Origin of the sequence: Listeria goaensis (assembly GCF_900186125.1) — a bacterium.
GTDB lineage: Bacteria > Bacillota > Bacilli > Lactobacillales > Listeriaceae > Listeria > Listeria goaensis.
The window spans coordinates 223,871-244,924 of sequence record NZ_FYBQ01000003.1 but is presented as its reverse complement, the minus strand read 5'-3'; the positions used below and the strand labels follow the sequence as shown (position 1 = coordinate 244,924).

General features: G+C 39.4%; 14 protein-coding genes. 6 read left to right on the top strand and 8 right to left on the bottom strand.

What is annotated here, in order from left to right; all coding sequences use genetic code 11:
* Position 1: 1 nt before the first annotated feature.
* Genes CFT42_RS05875 through CFT42_RS05865 form a run of 3 tightly spaced genes read left to right on the top strand, consistent with a single transcriptional unit; the run spans position 2 to position 3,401 of the window.
* On the top strand, positions 2 to 1,813 hold the full coding sequence (locus CFT42_RS05875) for a CD3337/EF1877 family mobilome membrane protein (protein WP_088815647.1): 1,812 nt from the start codon (positions 2 to 4) through the stop codon (positions 1,811 to 1,813).
* Entirely contained in the window at positions 1,794 to 2,810 is a 1,017-nt protein-coding gene (locus tag CFT42_RS05870; RefSeq protein ID WP_088815645.1) for a lysozyme family protein, read from the top strand. The genes CFT42_RS05875 and CFT42_RS05870 overlap by 20 nt, the downstream gene beginning before the upstream one ends.
* Positions 2,811 to 2,819: 9 nt before the next feature.
* Positions 2,820 to 3,401 (top strand): hypothetical protein, encoded by a 582-nt coding sequence (locus CFT42_RS05865; RefSeq protein ID WP_088815643.1) that lies wholly within the window; start codon positions 2,820 to 2,822, stop codon positions 3,399 to 3,401.
* Between the two features lie 292 nt (positions 3,402 to 3,693).
* Here CFT42_RS05865 and CFT42_RS05860 read toward each other — a convergent pair whose 3' ends face one another.
* The 7 genes from CFT42_RS05860 to CFT42_RS14745 all read right to left on the bottom strand — a co-directional run bounded on the left by CFT42_RS05860 (position 3,694) and on the right by CFT42_RS14745 (position 12,241).
* The gene (locus CFT42_RS05860; RefSeq protein ID WP_088815641.1) at positions 3,694 to 4,425 is read right to left on the bottom strand and encodes a hypothetical protein; all 732 of its coding nucleotides are present in this window, start codon (positions 4,423 to 4,425) and stop codon (positions 3,694 to 3,696) included.
* Positions 4,426 to 5,041: 616 nt separating this feature from the next.
* Entirely contained in the window at positions 5,042 to 6,367 is a 1,326-nt protein-coding gene (locus tag CFT42_RS05855; RefSeq protein WP_088810252.1) for an APC family permease, read from the bottom strand.
* 87 nt (positions 6,368 to 6,454) lie between these two features.
* The gene (locus CFT42_RS05850; RefSeq protein ID WP_088810254.1) at positions 6,455 to 7,420 is read right to left on the bottom strand and encodes an L-threonine 3-dehydrogenase; all 966 of its coding nucleotides are present in this window, start codon (positions 7,418 to 7,420) and stop codon (positions 6,455 to 6,457) included.
* A 147-nt stretch (positions 7,421 to 7,567) separates the two neighbouring features.
* The gene (locus tag CFT42_RS05845; protein WP_088815638.1) at positions 7,568 to 8,758 is read right to left on the bottom strand and encodes a glycine C-acetyltransferase; all 1,191 of its coding nucleotides are present in this window, start codon (positions 8,756 to 8,758) and stop codon (positions 7,568 to 7,570) included.
* An 84-nt stretch (positions 8,759 to 8,842) separates the two neighbouring features.
* Positions 8,843 to 10,951: a BglG family transcription antiterminator gene (locus CFT42_RS05840; RefSeq protein WP_088810256.1), complete on the bottom strand. Its 2,109-nt coding sequence runs from the start codon at positions 10,949 to 10,951 to the stop codon at positions 8,843 to 8,845.
* 659 nt (positions 10,952 to 11,610) lie between these two features.
* On the bottom strand, positions 11,611 to 12,015 hold the full coding sequence (locus CFT42_RS05835) for a VOC family protein (RefSeq protein WP_088810258.1): 405 nt from the start codon (positions 12,013 to 12,015) through the stop codon (positions 11,611 to 11,613).
* Positions 12,016 to 12,073: 58 nt separating this feature from the next.
* Positions 12,074 to 12,241: a hypothetical protein gene (locus CFT42_RS14745; protein ID WP_159457892.1), complete on the bottom strand. Its 168-nt coding sequence runs from the start codon at positions 12,239 to 12,241 to the stop codon at positions 12,074 to 12,076.
* A gap of 300 nt (positions 12,242 to 12,541) precedes the next feature.
* Here CFT42_RS14745 and licT point away from each other — a divergent pair, with 300 nt between their 5' ends.
* Positions 12,542 to 13,384, top strand: a complete 843-nt coding sequence (licT, locus tag CFT42_RS05830) for a BglG family transcription antiterminator LicT (protein WP_088810260.1) — start codon at positions 12,542 to 12,544, stop codon at positions 13,382 to 13,384.
* Positions 13,385 to 13,447: 63 nt separating this feature from the next.
* Here the strand turns inward: licT and CFT42_RS05825 are convergent, their stop codons facing one another.
* On the bottom strand, positions 13,448 to 13,771 hold the full coding sequence (locus tag CFT42_RS05825) for a DUF3116 family protein (protein ID WP_159457891.1): 324 nt from the start codon (positions 13,769 to 13,771) through the stop codon (positions 13,448 to 13,450).
* Between the two features lie 350 nt (positions 13,772 to 14,121).
* Here CFT42_RS05825 and CFT42_RS05820 point away from each other — a divergent pair, with 350 nt between their 5' ends.
* Together CFT42_RS05820 and CFT42_RS05815 are read left to right on the top strand one after the other, a co-directional pair.
* Positions 14,122 to 20,685 carry a DNRLRE domain-containing protein gene (locus tag CFT42_RS05820; RefSeq protein WP_088815637.1) on the top strand — a complete coding sequence of 2,188 codons (6,564 nt, stop codon included), beginning with the start codon at positions 14,122 to 14,124 and terminating at the stop codon, positions 20,683 to 20,685.
* A 34-nt stretch (positions 20,686 to 20,719) separates the two neighbouring features.
* Positions 20,720 to 20,989, top strand: coding sequence for a hypothetical protein (locus tag CFT42_RS05815; RefSeq protein WP_159458149.1), 270 nt, complete (start codon positions 20,720 to 20,722; stop codon positions 20,987 to 20,989).
* The last annotated feature ends 65 nt before the right edge of the window (positions 20,990 to 21,054 follow it).

Below are 21,054 nucleotides of genomic sequence, written 5' to 3'. Positions count from 1 at the left end.
GATGAAGAAACTAGTAGTGTTCGCATGTCTTCTTTTTTTATGTTTGCATGTTTTTCCTGAATTAGCTTTTGCGAAAGAACGGTTATCTGAACAGTATGATATGAGTCATTTTAAATTGATGGTCGATGATTCAACGGCAGATGGTTGGCTGGACGAGGCTGTTTTTGGAATTGCGATTGGTTTGCGTGATTTTCTTTGGAATATGCTTCTTTTCTTTAATCAGATTATCTTTTATGCCGTATACAACTTGTTTAGCGTAGATTTTTTTAAAGGATTAACAAACACACTTTCTTCGATGGCTTCAAGTACCGCAGGACAGTTATTCAGTAAAATGGGGTCACTTGCGCTTGCCTGTTTTGCGGCTGGCTTAGTTATTCGTGCTTATCTTCGGCAAAATTGGGGCTTGTTTTTTAAAACAGTCCTTCACGCGGTATTTACAATGATGTTACTATTTTCACTCCAATCGAAACAGTTTAATTATGTCAGTTTTGCGGTTAATTTGTCGAATCAAATTGAGTCCAGTGTTTCGAGTATCAACCCTGCCCTTGTGAATCGAAAAGAGTTTGGAGATGTGGAAAAACTTCCTGTGAATGTGGAAAATGCGGTATTTGGTGCCTTGCAATATCGTCCATATCTGTTATTGCAGTATGGAACAGCAAATGAAGATGTCATTAACAAAGAGGATTCTAAACGTATTTCAAGTTATTTGAATTTGGATAAAACAGACGCTGATAACAAAGATGCAATTAAGAAAATCGTGGAAAATGAGCGAGAAACTTACAAAAATAAAAACATTTCGATTACAAACGCATGGCTTCAAGTCGTTTATGTGTTGATGATTTTTATCAGCAACATCATACAAGGTGCGCTGTATTTAGCGCTGGTGATTTTAAAATTAGTCATGCAGTTGTTGTTTATTCTTGTCCTTGCCTTATTTCCTTTTGTGTTGTTTATTTCATTATTTCCATCTATGGAAAACGTACAATATCGCTATTATAAATCATTGGGGATTGTGATTTTACTCAAGGCTTTAATGGTCTTTGTGACCATTTTAGTTACTAGCCTTATGCAGTTGTCTTATGTCGTCACTAATGGTGCGAGTATCATTGAAATTATCTTCAATCAGATTATTATTGGCTTGTGTATGTTTGCACTTTGGAAGTTTAGAATTCCGATGATGGGCGTGTTAATGGGTGGAGGATTTAACTACACATACATGCTTAATAACCCAATGCCATCAGGTGGGAGTATGTCATTTAGAGGACATAAAGAAACGACACGCTCAAAAGATAATGATAAGAAAGACGATGAAGAAACGGAAGATGATGATTCTGATAATGAAAAAGAAACAGTGAAGGAAACAAAAAGCTTTAATATGAATCATTCTAATCGTGCAAATGACGAGGAGAATGAAGAACTTCAAGATGGGCAAGATAATTCATTATCTGATGAAGAGCCCAATGAAATATCTAAACAGGATACAAGCTTAGTTAGTAAAATGAGGAATATCCTCGATACATCTAGTGAAAAGGCAGATGAAACAGAGGCTAATACAAAATCAGATATACAAGATACATCTGAATTGCCAAAAATGAATGAAGGTGATGTTTCTGAAAAAGAAGAGGTGCGAGAAACTTCCGAATCGCCAAGACGAAAAGACTTTGATAATTCAGAGCACCAAAAATCGTCACAAGGAAATCAAACAACTAATGATAGAGATTTAACGGCGATGATGGTTTCACAACAATCTTTAGAATCTAGTATAGAAGACCTTAGACAGGAGTTAAAGCGCAATGAAAACAGCAAAGAGTAAGTGGAAATGGCAAGTATTTTTGATTGTTGCGCCTTTTGTCTTTCTTCTATTGTTCATGTGCTTAAGTGTTTCGGGTGGGAAAGGTGATGATACGATAATATATGATAGTGAAGTGTTACCGCAGGAAGTAGAACGGTATCGGAGTATTGTGAAAACATTTTGTGAAAAGTATGAAATACCTGAATATGAAAACACCCTTTTAGCCATTATGGCAGTAGAGTCGGGCGGAAAAGGTGGCGATGTCATGCAAGCTTCTGAAAGTTTGGGACAACCCCTTAATTCTCTTGACGTGACTGCCAGCATTGAACAAGGGTGTAAATATTTTTCGGAGCTGGTGAAAGCTTCTAAAAAACTAGGGTGTGATGATGATACGGTGATTCAAAGTTATAATTTCGGTGGTGGGTTTACGAATTTTGTTGCCCAAAAAGGGAAAAAATATAAATTTGAATTGGCGCAAGAATTTGCGAAAGAAAAAAGTGGCAATGTGAAGGTGGACTATTCGAATCCTATTGCTTCTAGTAACGGAAATTGGCGATATCAATATGGTAACATGTATTATGTGAAGCTGGTGCATAAATTTATGTTATCGGGTACAGGTCAGTGGATTATGCCAATTCAAGGAGCTACGACTGTCACAAGTGAATGGGGAACAAGGAATGACCCGTTTACTGGAACTACTACCCATCATAATGGTATTGATTTTTCGGGAGTTGGAGGAGTGACACCTATTTTTGCGGTGGATTCTGGGACAGTTATTTATGCCAAGTTTAATCAAGGTGGTTTTGGAAATTGTGTTGTTATCGACCACGGTTATATTCAATCTCTTTACGGGCATATGTCGTCCATTAAGGTGAAGGAAGGACAACAAGTGACGCAAGGGCAACAAGTAGGTGTAATGGGTTCGACAGGACGCAGTACGGGCGTTCATTTGCATTTGCAAGCGGAAAAAGATTTATTTACGAATGATGTGAATCCGCGTGATTATTTAGGAAAGTGAGGGGAAGAAATGGAAAAATTAGTCAAATTTGGTTTGTTACTGCTTTTTTTAGCATTTTTAGAGGCAGGTTATTATTTGTTTACAGAGCTCAATGCGAAAGAAAGCGTGATTTCCCAGAAGGAAAAAGAAATTGATGCTTTGAAGAAACAGAAGAAGGAAACGACTGTGATTCAATCCCGAAGAACTCCAATGAAAGAGGTTGAGAAGTATAGAAATGAAGAGAATTCTGATGAAGTTATGCAAAGAAAAACAGTTTCTGCGAAGTTTGTGAAGGCTCTTTATTCGTATTCAGCGGATAGTGTGGACGAGCGAAAACAAATAATTCAAGAAACAACCACTAAACCCCTTCAAGATAGCATTTTAATGGATACAAAGGAAGTAGACCGTGAAACGGAAATGTCTGTGAAGGGAACCGAAGTCTATACGGCGGATAGTGAAATCTATACAATTGCGATTTTAGAACAAACGGTGAAAGATTTAAAACGCCAGAAAGAAAGTCATTCTGAAATTTGTGTGAAGTTAAGTTTGCAGAAAGAAAATGGTGGTTATAAAGTCAACTTTGTTGAGCAACTTTCTTCTGTGATAAAGTGAAAAAAATTGCCACGAATTTGCCACGAGCAATGAAAAAACGATTGAAACACATTGATATTAATAGCTTTTTGATTTTAGTCATACGGTCGCCAGCTCCATAAGAAGAAATTGATGAAAAGTGTTGTAAATGGATTTTTGAAGCCATTTACAACACTTTTTATTTTTGAACAAAAGGGTAAAGATCTGCTTTTTGAAAACTTCTGCCACTATTATCTCAAATGTTATTCAATCGCATAAAAAAACACCAATAAAAATTTATTGATGCGAAATTAGAGCTGAAATTGTTTATTGACTAGTCTTCCCAGCCACAAAGTGAGTAGCCACTCGCGATAGCTTCACTTTTACTCATTGAAACTACAGAGTTAGCACTATTTAGACCGCGGCATGATGAATCGTAATGAAACTTCTTTCCTGATTGTGGTGCGACAAAAACAGTTGCTACTGTTTCAGAGGCTTTAGGAGTTGGTGCCGCTTGCTTTGGTTGGGTATTCGGTGCTTGATTGTTATCATCGGTTTGATTTGTTTCTTTTTTTGGAACAGTTGGATTTTCCTCTGCTCGTTTTTTAGCTTCATCTGCTTTTTTCTTGGCAGCTTCCGCTTTTTGATCGATTTTTAGTTGAACAGCATCAATACGATCTGAAAAATTCGAGACAGTTAAAAATTCATTGTTATCAATAAATTTCTTTGCCTTATCTAAGTCTGCAGTATTTAGTGATTTTTCAGCAGAATCAAGCAATTTATTTGCCTCATTTTCTGCTTTTTCGATTTCCTCTTTTTCATATACACTAAGTTTCTCTTGAATTTCTTCTTTTTCGGACTCAACCGAACTTAATTGGTCTTCTGCAGCAGATAAGTCATCATTAAGAGCGTCAATCTTTTTATCTTGTGCTTTAATCTTCGCTTCGAGCTTTTGGTAATCTTCCTTCGCAACAGTGTCATCATTAGAGCAGCTCCCAATTAATCCCAGCCCTAAAACAATAATAAGTGCCCAAAACCACCATCTTTTATGTATCGGTTTTTTCAAAGTAGCTTTCTCCCCTTTTGTAATAAAATTTAAGTCTTCTTTATTTAAAAAGCAAAATGCTTCAGCTCTTTTTGAATGAAAATCGATAATTAATCGGAAAATATATATATACTTATATTATACAATATAAAATTATGTGTGCCAATTGATAATAAAAAGGACTATCGTTTGCCAAGAAGGCTAATTCCTATACTTCCTTTTCTTTGTTTTTCTGCGTTTCCGTTTCGAACTACGCTGGAAAAGCTCTTGAAAAAATTCTCCAATTATATCAACAATAAGCCAAATGAAGAATTCAATTATCCATTCAAAAATAATCATTTTATCCTCCCAGTTTTTAGTTGAATTATGGTGTAAAACATACTAATTTTTTAAAAATAGCGCATAATGGTGTATATTGAAAGAAAAAGATAAAAAATGAGTATCTGGTGCAGGTTCTCATTTTTTAAACAAAAAGCGATTGGGTAAAGGGGCCCAATCGCTTTTCCAGTGATAGCGTGATAATCCGTTATTTCTTCTTGCTTTTTCGTTCATCGAGTTCGGAAATGACTATAACGATAATGATGAGGGTGCTTAGGGCTGCCCAGACAATCGTAGACATTTTGTTCACTCCTCAAACTTAGTCTTCGGTCATGTGGCCTTTGCTCTTCTTATAAAAGTAAATGGGTAGGCCGATTGCTGTAAGAAGAAGCCCGATACCAGCATTTATTGGTTGCGTGAATAAAGTATTGAGCACGATAAACAGTCCGCCAACAATCGCGATAATTGGAATGATGGGGTAAAGCGGTACTTTATACGGGCGTGCCATATCTGGTTCTCGTTTCCGCAAAATGAAGACAGCGATAAATACGAGGGTGTAGAAAATCCAAATAACAAAAATTAACATATCTGTTAATTGATTGAACTGTCCAGAGAAAATCATGATGATGGAAATGATTAAAACAACAATTCCGCTGTTGTAAGGAACAGCCGTTTTACCTAGTTTTGCAAACCAACTGCTGAATGGAAGTTGATTGCGGATAGCCATCGCATAAGGGATACGAATGCCCGTCATTGTGTAGCCGTTAATCGTACCGAACACGGAAATTAAAATCCCAATCGTAATCAGTTTTCCGCCAATAGAGCCAAAGATGATATTGGCTACGTCAGCTGCCGGAGTTGCAGTCGCTGCTAGGGCTGTTGCAGGCATAACCATTAAGTAGGCAATATTAATTAGTAAGTACACGGCCATAACAACCGTTAAGCCTAAAACAATTGCTTTTGGCAAATCTTTTTTAGGGTTTTTCATTTCGCCGGCAATATTACCGACGTGAATCCATCCGTCATAAGCGAACATGGTAGCAACTAAACCAGAACCTAGACTTGTTAGGAAAGGGTGGTCTTCCACGCTCATTGGAAATAGTCTAAATGCGACATCTCCTTGATGAAATAAGCCGAAAATAATAATAAGTGCTAAAGGTAACAGCTTACATACAGTTGTAACAGCTTGAAGTGAACCAGCTACTTTGGCCCCTAAAAAGTTCATACACATGATAAATATAGCCGCCGCAATTGCAACAGGAATAATAATTGCGTCACTTGTACCAAAAAGGTTGGCTACTTGAGTTGCAAAAATAATAGAAAGCGCCGCAATGTTTGCCGGGAAATAAATGACAGTTTGCGCCCAGCCAAGCATGTAGGAAGCTAGTTTACCATAGGTCTTTCTTAAATAAACAATCATACCGCCTGTTTCAGGGATTGCAGCGGATAATTCAGCGGCTGTCAAGCCACCGCAGATCGTAATGACGCCACCAAGAATCCATGCAAGCAATCCTAAGCCGGCAGTTCCCGTAGCAGAAAACACGGCTTCAGGCTTAAAAAATACGCCAGAACCGATAACTGTACCGATAACGACAGTAAGTGCCGTGAAAAAGCCAATTTCTTTTTTTAATTTCTGATTTTCCATATTTTTCTCCCTACTGTTTGTGAATCTGAAAAAATAACCTCACAAACATTTTTAGTTATTCTAAAAAGTTGTTTAGAGCGGAATATCTCACTTTGTTACACTATCATTTTCTAATTTTTCTGCAAGCTTTTCAAGCATATCTTTCGTCATTCGGTCTAAATCGAACTTTGGATCAAAGTCCCATTCATTTTTTGCACAGCTAGCATCTAGCGAATCAGGCCAAGAGTCAGCAATACTTTGGCGGACTGGGTCAACGTCGTAGTTCATTTTAAATTCAGGAATCACCTTGCGAATCGAAGCGGCAATTTGTTCTGGATCAAAACTCATCGCGGTGATATTAAAGGCGTTACGGTGAACTAGGCGCGACGGATCAGCTTCAAGCAATTTCACAATCGCATCAATGGCATCTGGCATATACATCATGTCCATGTAAGTGCCTTTCCCAATGAACGACGTATAACTTTTTTTCTTGAGCGCTTCGTAATAAATATCGACCGCATAGTCCGTGGTTCCACCGCCAGGAAGTGTCGTGTAGGAAATTAATCCAGGGAAACGAACGCCACGAGTGTCGACACCGAACTTGGAGTAGTAGTAGTCGCACAATAATTCACCGGCCACTTTTGTTACGCCGTACATGGTCGTCGGACGTTGTAGAGTGTCTTGCGGTGTATTCACAGCAGGCGTACCGGGGCCAAATGAGCCGATGGAGCTAGGCGTGAAAAATTTTAAATTTAGTTCGCGTGCCACTTCAAGCGCGTTGACGAGGCCGCCCATGTTTAAATTCCAAGCAAGTTGCGGTTTCGCTTCCGCTACAGCAGATAAAAGTGCCGCTAAATGAATGAGTGTATCCACATCGTATTTTTTTGCAAGTTCGAGCATGCTTGCTTGGTTGGTGACGTCCAGAATTTCAAAGATACCTTCATTACAAACGGGGCTATCAATGCGGCGGATATCAGTTGCGATGACATTTTCTTCGCCGTAGTCATGACGTAAACGCATCGTAAGTTCAGAACCAATTTGACCTAAGCAACCAGTAATTAGAATTTTTTTCATTGTAAAAACCTCCGGACAAATTATTTTGAAAGATAAATCATTTTGATGATATAATGATAGTGTTAATAATTTTTTATAGGCGGGACTAAGCGCATTTTGGACGATGTAATGCTTAGCCTCGCTTTTTTATTGCAAGGAAATTGTAATTTATGAAATAACGTTTAGTTCTCTACCTACTTTTGCATAAACTTTAAGTACTTCATCTAGCATTTCTTTTGTATGTGCCGCAGTTGGCATGTTGCGAACACGACCAGTGCCTTTTGGAACGGTAGGGAAGACAATGGATTTTGCATAAACGCCTTCTTCAAGCAAGCGACGAGAGAACTTTTGCGTTAAGTTTTCGTCACCGATAATGCAAGGGGTAATAGGCGTTTCAGAATGCCCGATATCAAAGCCTAAATCTTTTAAGCCAGCTTTTAAATATTTGCCGTTATTCCAAAGCTTTTCAATGGTTTCAGGCTCATTTTCCATAATGTTGATGGCTTTGATACATGCAGCAGCCGATGATGGTGTGAGAGATGTCGAAAACAAGAATGGTCTTGCACGCACTTTTAGCCAGTCAATTAGTTGTTTTGAACCGGCAACGTATCCGCCCACCACACCAATCGCTTTGGACAGTGTCCCGATTTGAAAATCAATTTTATCCGAAAGACCGAAATGTTTCACTGTTCCTGCACCGTTTCCCATGACACCAGAACCATGAGCGTCATCCACGTAAGTAATTAAGCCAAATTCTTCGGCAATTTCAACGATTTCAGGGAGTTTGGCGACATCGCCGTCCATTGAGAATACGCCATCGCAAATGTACATTACTTTTTCATATTGACCGCTTTCCGTTGCTTCTTTGGCAAGCTCGCGCAAATGATCCATATCTTGATGGCGGGCACGAATGACTTTAGCTCCGGATAGGCGACAACCGTCGATAATGGATGCGTGATTCAGCTCATCTGAAATGATGGCATCTTTTTTGGTCATAACGGCGGAAATGGCACCCATGTTGCAGTTGAAACCAGATTGGAAAGCAATTGCTGCTTCGGTATGTTTGAACTCTGCGATGCGTTTTTCAAGTTCATCGTGAATGGTCATTGTGCCGTTAATTGTGCGGACAGCACCAGCGCCGACGCCGTATTCTTTTGTCGCTTCGATGGCTTTTTCTTTTAGGCGCGCATCATTTGAAAAACCAAGATAGTTGTTGGAAGATAAATTAATAAGTTCTTTATCATGGATTTTAACTTTTGCGCCATTCGGGCCTTGAATGGAATCAATTTCATTGTATAAACCTTGTTCACGTAATGCAGCAAGCTGTGGTGTTAGAAAATCATTTAAAACTTTGGACATTTTCATGATTCCTCCTCTTTTTTTTATATTAACATGCCTATTTGCCGAATAAGGTTGGCACGGATAAACATGATAATGACAATTTTAGAATGGAAAACCTAAATTTTCTGTACGATACGTATTTTTATGTTCTAAAAATTCTTCTAAATACGTTGAAAATAGTGATGCGATTTTTTCCTTGTCGCCCGATTCTGCAAGCAAAATCGCGGCATCATCTTCCGTCAAAACGGTCAACAAGTAAGTTGTAATTTCAAGCAGTTCGGCATTAAGTTCGTAAGGTAGCATAAAAATCATCACAGTAGATATGGCGGACTTTAAGCCGTCCTCAATCTGGAAATCGAGCGAATGCTTTAGTGTGAAAACGTGGGTTGAAGCTGTTTTCACGTTATCATTTACAAGAAAGTAGGCAGAATTTGCGCCGCCAGAAATGACTTTTTGCTTCGCCTCGAGCGAGCTCAATTTCTTAAAGATTTTTTCGGGTGAAAGGTCAGGTTCTTTGTTCGCGATGGACTGACTGAACGAACGCAAGTTATCCTCTTTGTTTCGCGTCATGTCACTGCCTTGTTCGATGTAAAGGGACTCCAAGAAGGAAATAATCAGCCCGTAAAATTGATGCATATTTTTTAAGCTAGCAAGCGTTTCAGGTAGCTTTTTTGAGTTGTCTTGAAGACTCGGAAAGTCGACATAATTGCCTTTTGCGCCCACGATTTTTTCAAGTTTATGTTTAAGTTCTTTAATTTCAGCATCAGAAATGAAGATGCTAATTCGTTCGTAGTCCATTTTGAAATCGGTTAAATCCGTTGTGGAAAGGACAATATCATATTTATGTAAATCGGTTTCTTTCACGAGTTCAAGTGGTGTCACAAACTTAATTTTTTGTAGTTTTGGCAGACGCTTGCGAAATCTGGCGCGGAGCCATGTGCTAACGCCATTACTTCTAGAGGTCACAATTAGTGCGCTGTAGGGTCTTAAATTCTCGGATTGGATGATCGCCGCTTCGAAATGGAGCACGATGAAACCTGTTTCTTCTTCAGGTAGCTTTTTAAACGGATAAAGCTCGGATGCGACGCGTTGTACAATGTTAAACAAGTCACCAAACTCACTTTTAATCAAAGGTAAAAGCGGGTTGCTTAGTGGCATTTTTTTCTTTAAGCGGATAAGTGAATATTGAATGTGTTCCGTTAAGCCTTTTAGCAGGGACATTTGGGACAGCGGTAGTTCGATTTCTCTTGCGACGCGGGAAATGAGTTTTTTTGCGATTCGAATGGCTTGTACTTTTTCGTTGCGATAAAAAACATCTTCGCCATGACGAATTTCTGCTTCGAGGACTTGCATGGTTAACTCGGTAATCTCTGCTTCTGGAATGGTTTGTTCAGGTAAGCAGTCTTTTAAAATGCGTTCAGCGATATCGTATTCGGGATAATCTTGTAGAAATATATGATTGTCGCTTTTTTTAGAAATGATTTTCCCTTTTGAAATTTGCTTCACTGTAATCAGAAGGTAGATGAGCAAATCAACAAGTGAATCATTGTCGACTTCATAAGAGAGTTTTTTCATCCAGCGTGTTAAGGTTCGGTCAGCTAATTCAAGCAATTGGAAGTCGATAAAATGGCTTAAAAATTCATCATTATTTTGAGTCGGAACGCCGTCTAACGTATCCACAAAATATTGATAAAGTTTCAGCTTCGGCATGGTCATTAGTAAGAGTTCGCGCAACAATTCGCGCTTTTCAATGACAGAAGCATCTAAATGGACACCGATGCCGCGCTTTCGCTCGATGCGAATTTTTCCGTCCCACTCTTCTTCAATTTTTGTGAGATCACTTCCGACAGTTGCAACGGTAACCGAAAGTTCACTAGCCAGCGCAATAAGTTTGACAGGCTCGTTCGTCGTTAAAAGCACACGCAAAATAAATTGCTGTCTTTCAAGCGGCGTAAATTCATTTCCGATTAAATCAAGCAAAGTAGAACGAACATGTTCCCGGTCATGAAGCGAGCCGCTAACGGATAATTTACTACCTTTCCGAATGAGCGAAAGCCCAAAGCTTTCAAGGGTTTGCTTGACTTCATCCAAATCACGGCGCACAGTTCGTTCGCTGACATCAAGGTCATTTGCAAGCTGCTGAATCGAAATGTCACCTTTTTCAGGAAGTATTTTTTCTAAAATAATGCGAGATCTAGCAGATAGGTACATATATTTTCTTCCTTTCGCAGAACTTCATTCGCAGTTTCTTTCAAAGGGTAAATAAATGTAACCCGATAAAACGCTTTTTGAATAAAACGGAAATTTTATTCGCGCTTCTGGAATAATTTACCTTACACCTTTATCCTATGACTCCGCTTACAGATAAGCAATATAAACAAATCTCTAATTTGTCCAGTTTTTTTTACCAAAGTTTGGACAAAGTTTTATCAAATGTTGAAAATGAAGCTCAAAAGGATTTAAAATTCATTCAAAGAGGAAGGATTTTCAATTTTGTGAATTTGTTATCAAATCCAAATTAGTTAATGAGCAAACTATTTTAGTATGCCTGTAAAATCTTTCTATCTAACTAGCATAACAGGTGCAGACGCATATTTAAAGCTTGAAAATATACATCAATTAAATTTTTCGGAGCATTCAGTAACCCTCCGGCTTTAGTTCAAGAGGACTGTAATCGCTTTCGTTACATGCGTTTAAAAGATTGAAATAAAAGTGTGAGAATAACGAGCTCATCTGTAAGGCTGCTATAAATTGAAAGCAAGGGGAAAAATGGTTTTCGTGATCCATTATGGAAAGTTATCCCTTAAAATGGCATGCAACAGAAATGATTAATAATAAAAAAAACGTCCGAGCATGGCTCGGACGTTTTTTTACTGTGGATTCATTTCCATATGGAAAAGTTCGAAAATGTGACCATTGATATCGTAAAAGCTTTTCGAATACATGCCTTGTTCGTCCATGAGATATCCCTTTTTAGCCCCAGCATTGACAGCTTTTTCGTAAAGTTCATCCACTTCAGCCCGTGTGTCAAATGTAAGTGCGTTGATGACAGCCGTTGTTTTTCTGTAATCAGGAAGTTCTGACGCAGGCAGGAACTGTTTGAAGAATGGTTCCACTAGTAACATAACGAAAGTCGTTTCGTTCAGAATCATGCAAGTCGCGTTTTCATCGGTAAAATCCGCATTAAATTTGAAACCTAGTTCCGTGTAAAAAGCAATGGATTCATTTAAATCCTTCACAGGTAAATTAATGAAAGTCATTTTTACATTTGGCATTCTCTTTTCCTCCTAAAAAAGCACCTAGCGTATTGCCGGGTGCTTTGATTTATTTTGCTCAATCTAAAATTCTCCGATGGAATTGTTGCTTTTGTTCCGTGGCTGGCTTATTGTTTACATGGTTTTTTTCAGCAAACTGATGGTGGGAATTTTCTTTTGGCAAGGCATCACTCATTTTGGGTGCTTTCTTCGCTGTCCGAACTGAATTCGTTTTAATATCTGCCATTCTGGAAATCCTCCTTTTCAAAGCGCTTTGATTACTCATTTTCCCGATTTCCCTGTTTCAAAACGTTACGTTTTAAAGTATAATGAGTTACAAATGCAACTAAAATTTAAAACACTCAATATAATGTAGACAAATTGCAAATAGGTATTGCAAACGTTTTCTTTATATACTATAATAAAACAAGAATTGTAGGATTGTTACTGTTCGGCAGGCAAAACCTGAATTAATTCGAAGACTATTGTTTTTTTGTAGTTTTGGAATTAGTTTGGGTTTTTTCTTTTGAAAGGATGGTTAAGACAAATGGAGATCATAAAAATCTTAAACAATAATGTTGTCGTTGCCGAAGACGGAGAGGCCAAGGAAATTGTTGTTATGGGGCGTGGATTAGCTTTTCAAAAGAAAGTCGGAGATGAAGTTGACGAGACGAAAATTGAAAAGACCTTTGTAATGGAGTCACATGAGCTTTCCGAAAAGCTTTCTGAATTACTAAGCGAAATATCCGCCAAACATTTGCGAGTCGCTGATGACATCGTACAGTATGCAAAGGAAAAACTAGGCGCCGAACTTAGCGCCAACATTTACTTGACACTTACCGATCACATTAATTTTGCGCTGTCCCGCTATAAACAAGGCATTAACCTGAAAAACGCATTACTTTGGGAAATCAAACGCTTTTATCAACCCGAATACCAAGTTGGTTTAAAAGCACTTGGCATTATCCAAGAAGAGTTCGGTTATTTGCTAGATGAAGATGAAGCCGGCTTCATCGCACTGCATATCGTGAACGCACGCCAAGACGGCCAACAAATGACCACCACAGTCACAATGACGCAAATTGTTCAAGATATTTTAAACATCGTAACGTATCATTACGGTATGGTCTTAGATGAAACCTCACTCAATTACACACGTTTTGTGACGCACCTTCAATATTTTGCTCAAAGAATGCTGCTGGACGAAGTCGTAGATTCTGGCGATGATTTTCTGTTTGAACAAGTCCAAATCAAATATCCAGAAGCATTTAAATGCACCCAAAAAATTGATGCCTATTTAAAAAATACCCATCATGCCTCCTTAACGCGTGATGAACAAGTTTATTTAACGATTCATATTTATCGCGTAACAGAACGCAACTCCCTTTAACTCATATGTAATGCATTACATAAAAAAAAGCAGCGATTAAACACCGCCGCCTGACGCAGAATGCTAGTCAAAAATAAGTGGACTCTTACTTTTGATAGGAATAACCTTACAATTGTTTGGTATATTTCGACTAGCGTTCTTTTTGATATGTAACATTAAGTTACGCCCTTTTGTAGTAATGTGATAGCTTGTATTTGTCTGTCCATATGCTCGAAGTACATACCCGTATTCTTCCAGTTTATACAATACTTCAAGAATATGATTTTTGTTTAAATCTGTTTCGCGCTCTATTTTTGGTAATTCTTGTTGCAAATAATCCATCTCCAGACAATGAGAATCTAGGAAATGTAAAATTTTAAAAATCTGCACGTAAACATAGCCGTTCATTTTGTCACCCCATTAAAGTCTATGACTACCTCAACTTCTCTATCCCGTACGTCTTTTAATCAACGAAAGTAAAATTACAATCCTTTCAATTGTAGTATACAACACTTGAGGATATAAAACTAATTATATAATTTGCAGATTTGTATAAGATGAAAGAAAACATTTTATGTAAAAAAAGACATCTTTTCGAAAAGAAAGTATAAAATGTTATATGGTTGTGAAATTTAGTATAAGAAAAAGGGATAATTACATTGACAAAAGACAAATGAATTGTTACGTTTGTGTTACGTGAACGAGTGGGAGGCGCTTGCGAAAAAGGGTTTTTAAAAATAGAAAAAAGGGGTTTGAACATGAAGAAAACATGGAAAAAGGGACTGCTCAGTTTAATGTCGGCAAGTCTTGTTTTGTCGCTTATTCCACCATACACAGGATTTGCTGAAGAGGATGTAGCGAGTAAGGATGACACAAATAAGACAGAACAAAAGCCAACAGAAGTAAAAGATGAAAGAACGGAAACAGAAATTGTATATGACAATCATGACGGAAGTTTTACAAAGCAAATTTTTTCAGAACCTGTTCATGTAGAAGTTGACGGAGAGATGGAACGTGTCGATCCAGATTTGGAAAAAGATACGGTAACGGAGAAGATTACTCCAAAGCAAACACAAATAAACATTGAATTTTTCGAAAACATGGAGAATGGAGTTTATCAAAAATTAACGCAAAGTGGTGCAGAAGTGACATTTGCGCTGAAATCCGCTAGACAAGGTGAGACAGAAATTTTAACCGAAAATCAAAAGGCAACTTTTGAAGACAATGAGGTTACATATAAAAAGGTGCTTCCGGATACTGATTTAAGACATTTTACATTTAATCAGTCAGTAAAGGAAGACCTCGTTTTACATGAAAAAAATGAGCTCGATACGTATGTATACCACATTGAAACAAAACTACATGTCAAGCAAGCGGAAAATGGCGATATCGTCTTTGAAAATAAAACAGGCGACACCATTTATACATTACCGAAACCAGTTATGGCAGATTCGAATATTGGCGAGGAATCGGGTGAAGCTGTTACATCAGAAGCGGCACATTTCGAATTAAAGCCACTTACGAAAACGGTTTATGAATTGCAATTGAAGGTAGATACAGAATGGCTTAATGATCCAGAGCGGGTATATCCTGTTTATATTGATCCTTCTGTTCGAATTGATGATATTTATAATGCGAATATTAATTCTGCAAGCACAACAGAAAATAACATTGGGAGTAAACTATGGGATTCTGGTCAGAATGCCTATACACTGAAACTCGGGAAGTGGGATAATTCAACAGGAAATAACGCTGCTTTCTTAAAAATGGATACTTCTACATTAAACAAAGCATCCATTTCAAAAGCCACTTTAAAGCTTTATAATATTTGGCACATGTCGCCGACTTTAAAAAATGATATTTGGTATTATGAAGCCAATGCTAACTGGTCTCCGTGGCAAGTTACATGGGCAAACCAACCAAGTGGAACACGCCTAGGGAGCGTAGATGTTGGTCGTGGACAATGGGCGAGCTTAGATGTGACGAGTACGGTTCAAGCATGGGCAAGTGGAGTACGACCAAATTACGGTTTTCGCCTAGGGACAAATATTGACCAAAATTACTGGAAGAAAATAGTTGCAAGTGAAAATAATACAAACTATCCTTACTTGGAAGTGACGTATACCTATGCCCAGCCCGAGAAACCAACTGTAAAGACATATTCGAACGGGGTTGGCACGGGTACAGGTTACATGGATTTATCTTGGAAGGCAGTTCCGGGTGCGACAAGTTACAATATTGTTATTTCTAATGGTTATAACTATGAATATTTTAACACTGGGAGTTCGGCAACAACTTGGAGCACAAAAGGTAAGAAAATTTTCCCGACCGCTGCCGAAATTGCAGACGGTGAATTTTATTTTCACCATGATGGGAAAGGAACCGAATTTGCTCTTGATCCGCGGGAATTATATGAGAACGGCTATTTAGCAGGAAGTGGCTTTGGACTACGCAATTTAACGCGCTATTTATTCCGTGTGCAGGCAGTTTATCCAGGCGGTGAAAGCCCAAACTCCGATTTGGTTTTTGCCTACATGCCGATTGAAAAGCCAAAAGCGCCTGTTGCGAAAGCTTATTCCAATTTGGCACATAAGGAAACGGGGTATGTCGAGTTAAATTGGGAGCCAAGCCCGATGGCGGATGGATATAAAGTCCTTGCCTACAACGGAAAAACGTACGAACAATATGATGTAGGCACGGCGACAAAATGGACAACGCAAAATAAAGGGATTTGGCCGACAAACGCAGAAATTGCAGATGGCAAGTTTGCACTTCATAAAGACGGAAGTGGTGCAGAACTTGCAAGAGACCCTTCGCCAGTCTACCGAAATACAGGCGGCATTTACGGGAAACGGAAAAATTATTGGTTCCGCGTAATTGCTTATCAAAAGGCGGGCAACAATGCGGAAAGTGCGCAATCTGATCCTGCTACGCCAGTCATTCCAGAGGCTGTGAATAAACAGCTTGGTATGGCGGATTACTGGACGAGCGTACCTGTACGCGGCGGGGAAGTTAATGCGACAAATGGGAATTTCTTGTTCCATGAAACGGATTTCGAACTCGCAGGACGCGGACCAAGCATTAATGTGGACCGAACGTTTAATAGTCAAGACGAGGCAATTGGGATTTTTGGGAAAGGCTGGACAAGTACGTTAGAGGAAAAACTTGTAGAAGAAGCGAATGGCGATATTATTTGGGTTGAATCGGACAAGAAAATCCATCGTTTTACTAAAAAAGGGGATTCTTATACGGCGCCATCTGGTATTTATTCGGAAGTTTCTAAAACGGCGGACGGCTTTTTGAAAGTGGAAGAAGATAAATCTGAAACACGTTTTCTTCCAGATGGTCGTTTAGTTTCTGAGAAAGATACGAAAGGGAATCAGCTGACATATGTGTATGCAGATGGCAAGCTTACGAGTTTACGTGATGCGTCTGGTCGGACGGTGACGCTCACTTATGACGGCGATTTAGTGACGAAACTTGTTGGTCCTTTGGGGCGGACGATTAGTTATACGTATAATGGGAATCAGGAGCTTGTAAGTTCCTCTACGGCGCGTGGTAAAGTCTACCGATACGGCTATAAAGATGGGTTGCTAACGGCGATTTATGATCCGAAACATACGGATGCTAAACCTTATGAAACGACATTTGTTTATGAGGATGAAAAGCTGACGGAGATTACGGATCCGGTCGGGAAAAAGACGACGCTTTCTTATGATAAGGAAAAACATCAAACGACTTTAACAAATGAGAAAAAGAAAAAAACGATTTATGAGTATAACGATGCAGGAAATCCGAAAAAGGAAATTGTGGATGCGGATGGATTGAAGCTGACAACAACCTACACGTATGAATCAAATAATTTAACAAAAGAAGTAAATCCAAAAGGGCAGGAAGAAACGTATACGTATGATGCAGATGGAAATGTGACGCAGATGACGGATGCTTATGGTACGGAATCTTATACGTATAATGATAACAATGATGTGACGAGTGCAACGGATACGGAAGGCCGTAAGACGACGGTGGCGTATGACGGAGCGGATGCGGTGTCGGAAACATTGGCGACGGAAGCACAAGTCTCTTCTGTTACTCAATACGATGCATATGGAAATCCGATTCGCGGTAGCGGAGAGCTCTCTTCTGGCGGAAATTTAGTTCAAAATAGTGGGTTTGAAAAAGGAACGAGTCTTTCGAACTGGACACTCATACAATCGAATGCAAAGGGTGGCATTACATTTGATAACACGCAAATGGCACCTGGTGCGCTTGGTGGCAGTGGTTCAGTGAAGGTGACTAGCGAGGCGCTTACAACGGATAAAGGCTATTCGGCGGCAACACAGCGCGTTGATGTGGATCCAGAAACAACGTATACATTTAGTGCATGGACTAAAACATCGGGAATGACAAACGCGGATGGTCTTTTGATTGCTAGATTACAAGATGCGAATGCGAAAGATGTAACGGATGGAAGTGTCTGGCAGTCGAATCGTCCAACTTCGATTAAAAATAATAGCGGCTGGGTAAAACGCCAACTGACATTTAAAACATCAAAAAATACGCGTCAAGTGTTGCTTTACCTAGACAACGAGCAAGCTGCACCAAATAAAGGAAAAGGCACGATTTGGTATGATAATGTTCAACTCGAAAAAGGTAGCGTAGCATCTAGCTACAATCCAGTCGTAAACAACAGTTTTGAAGACCATAATGGTACGCTTCCAGCAGGATGGGCTCGTACGGGAAATACAGCTTTATCCCAAGCTAAAGTGGTTGATAATGAAAGCTTTAGTGGCGACAGCGCGGTTTATTTTGAACGGAAGGCGACGAGCGAAGCGCATACACACATGCTTCAAGATGTCGCTATTAATCAAAAAGAAGCAAAGGCACTCACGTTAACCGCATTATCTAAGTCAGAAAATGCCAAAGTAAACGGCGCAACTACAGTGATGTCCAATGATTATTCCATTTGTGGGACGATTTATTATCAAGATGGAACGGCTTCCTATGTACAAGGGCAATTCCCGCTCGGTACAAACGACTGGAACCGAAGCGCTGTAGTTATAAAACCTGCAAAACCAATTCAATCCATTAAAATCTACACATTATTCCGTAATGGCTTAACCGGAAAAGCTTGGTTTGACGATGTTCGCGTCATAGAAGGCGAAGTGCTAACACGCGAAGAGTATGATGCATCAGGCAACTACGTGACGGCAAGTTACGACGAAGAAGGCCGTAAAATTAGCTGTACCTATGATGCATACGGCAACAAAACTTCAGAAACGGACGAAAAAGGCAACAAAAAAACGCTCACCTACGATGCCGACAACGCTCTAACGAACACAACACTCGCAAACGGCACATCAGTCGCGTACAAATATGACGACAACGGCAACACCACAGAGAAAAATGTTACCGCTTCTGGGAAAACGCAAAAGAATAGTTATGCCTACGACGTAGACAACAAGATTACAGCGTTCACCGATGCACTTGGGCGGACAATTCAGTACGAATATGATGCAAGCGGCAATGAGACAAAGGCTATCATGCCAAATGGGCGCGTAACCGAAAGTACGTACGATTCAGCGGACCGCACGAGCGGCATCAAGTGGAACAACGAACCAGCGTTTAAATTCCAGTACGATCCAAACGGCAACCAAACAAAAGTCACCGACGAAATTAATGGTATCGTGACGGACAAAACATACGACGACGCAGACCGTATCACAAAAGTGGCCGAACGCGGCGGTCAGATCAGCTATTCCTACAAAGACAAGCCAACACAAGACAACAAAGGCAAAACCGACAAAGTGGCCGACGTTTCCATTAGCCACGGCGACTATACCGCCAAAACAAGCTACACGTACAACGATTTAGACCAAAACACCCGCGTGAACGACGGCAGTAAAAACGCCTATTTTGAGTTCGATGAGTTCGGCAACATTGGCTTATACACAGCAGGTAACGGCACAGCCGCAAACTATGTGTATGATAGCACCCAAAAAGTAACGAATGTGGCAATTGGCGATGCAGAAGGCGACCTCATTTTAGACGAGAGCTATACGTACGATGCAGCAAGCAACCGTACAAGTATCGACAACAAAAAAAGTGGAAAAACTACCTATGAATACGATGCTGTTAATCAATTGACGAAAGAAAGCTTGCCAGACGGCACCGTCAAATCCTACACGTATGATGGTTTTGGAAACCGCACGCAAGTTCAAATAACTGGTTCAGAATCGAAGACCACTGCCGCCACGTTCAATGACGGCAACCAGCTTGTGCAATTTGGTGGCGATAGACTGACTTATGATACGAATGGCAACCGAACGAGTGACGGAAAATTCAATTATACGTGGGACACAGGCGACCGTTTAATCAGCATTACAAAAAAAGATGAAAATAGTCCATTTGTCCGTTATACTTATGATGATGACAACCGCCGTCTTTCCAAAACAGTGGACGGTGTGACAACCAATTATCATTATGATGGTGACAGCATCGATGTGCTGTATGAAACGGATAGCGCAGGAAAAGTGCTCCGCCAATATGTCTATTCCGACAGCAATATCCGCCTAGCCATGAAAATGAATGGCAAAACACTGTACTATCACTACAATGCACATGGTGACGTCATTGCCATGACCGATGAAAACGGCAAAGTGGTCGCGGAATACGCCTACGATGCATGGGGCGTTGTTCTTAAAAACACAACCACAACAACCGAGACAAAAGCCAATCCATATCTATATGCAGGTTATACGTATGACAAAGAAATCGAACAATATTATTTAATGGCACGCTACTATGAGCCAGAACAAGGTGTGTTCACCGCCTACGACCCAGACCCAGGCGACGAAGACGACCCACAGACGATGAATGGGTATAATTATGTGGGAAATAACCCAGTAAATAAAATCGATCCTGATGGACATTTCTGGCAGTATGTTGCAGCAGCAGGTATTGGGGCAGTATTTGGTGTTGCAAAATACTATATAGGGAATAAGATTAGGGGTAGAAAATCAACTTGGAAAGGAGCAGGATGGGCAGCGTTAAAAGGAGCCGGATCAGGATTAATGTGGACTGGTGTAGGACGAGTGTTTGGCGTGGGTTCAAAAATGCGAATAGGCAGCAAAATCTATAAAAATAAAGGGTTTGAAAAAATTGCAAGTACTGCAAAAAAGAACTGGTCAAGACTAAAAGGAAACCCTAGAAAGCATCTAAGTAAAACCCCTGGTAAGAGAGCTGTAAATATAAAAAAAGCTAGGAAAAATACTTTGAAAGCTAAATTATTCCGATCTTCAAATGCAATATCAAGACGCTAAAAAAATAAAGCAAGATAAAAGGGAGGTAGTTTTATTGACTTGGTTAAAGAAAAGAAGTGTTGTTTTGACAGTATCAGTTCTTATCTTTATTTGCATAGTAATAAATTTCTTTTTCTTAAATGTTATTACAGATACTATTATTACAGTATTTGTAGGGCTTGAGACACTATGGATAATTATTATTTTCAATGAGATTGCAAACAAAGATGCCGAGGAACCAAGAAAAAAGGCAGTGAATTTTATAAGTATATATAGCAGCCTTGCTTTTATTATTACATTGTTAGTATCATATTTATTATATTAGGAGGTTAAAATAATAGTGCTTATTTCTATAGTTGCAATTGCAAACCTGATAGTAATTTCATTACT

Coding starts and splice junctions, on each gene's coding strand:
- CFT42_RS05825 (WP_159457891.1), bottom strand. CDS start 13,771: ATGAACGGCTATGTTTACGTGCAGATTTTTAAAATTTTACATTTCCTA.
- CFT42_RS14745 (WP_159457892.1), bottom strand. CDS start 12,241: ATGGCAGATATTAAAACGAATTCAGTTCGGACAGCGAAGAAAGCACCC.
- CFT42_RS05820 (WP_088815637.1), top strand. CDS start 14,122: ATGAAGAAAACATGGAAAAAGGGACTGCTCAGTTTAATGTCGGCAAGT.
- CFT42_RS05835 (WP_088810258.1), bottom strand. CDS start 12,015: ATGCCAAATGTAAAAATGACTTTCATTAATTTACCTGTGAAGGATTTA.
- licT (WP_088810260.1), top strand. CDS start 12,542: ATGGAGATCATAAAAATCTTAAACAATAATGTTGTCGTTGCCGAAGAC.
- CFT42_RS05850 (WP_088810254.1), bottom strand. CDS start 7,420: ATGAAAAAAATTCTAATTACTGGTTGCTTAGGTCAAATTGGTTCTGAA.
- CFT42_RS05855 (WP_088810252.1), bottom strand. CDS start 6,367: ATGGAAAATCAGAAATTAAAAAAAGAAATTGGCTTTTTCACGGCACTT.
- CFT42_RS05845 (WP_088815638.1), bottom strand. CDS start 8,758: ATGTCCAAAGTTTTAAATGATTTTCTAACACCACAGCTTGCTGCATTA.
- CFT42_RS05870 (WP_088815645.1), top strand. CDS start 1,794: ATGAAAACAGCAAAGAGTAAGTGGAAATGGCAAGTATTTTTGATTGTT.
- CFT42_RS05840 (WP_088810256.1), bottom strand. CDS start 10,951: ATGTACCTATCTGCTAGATCTCGCATTATTTTAGAAAAAATACTTCCT.
- CFT42_RS05875 (WP_088815647.1), top strand. CDS start 2: ATGAAGAAACTAGTAGTGTTCGCATGTCTTCTTTTTTTATGTTTGCAT.
- CFT42_RS05865 (WP_088815643.1), top strand. CDS start 2,820: ATGGAAAAATTAGTCAAATTTGGTTTGTTACTGCTTTTTTTAGCATTT.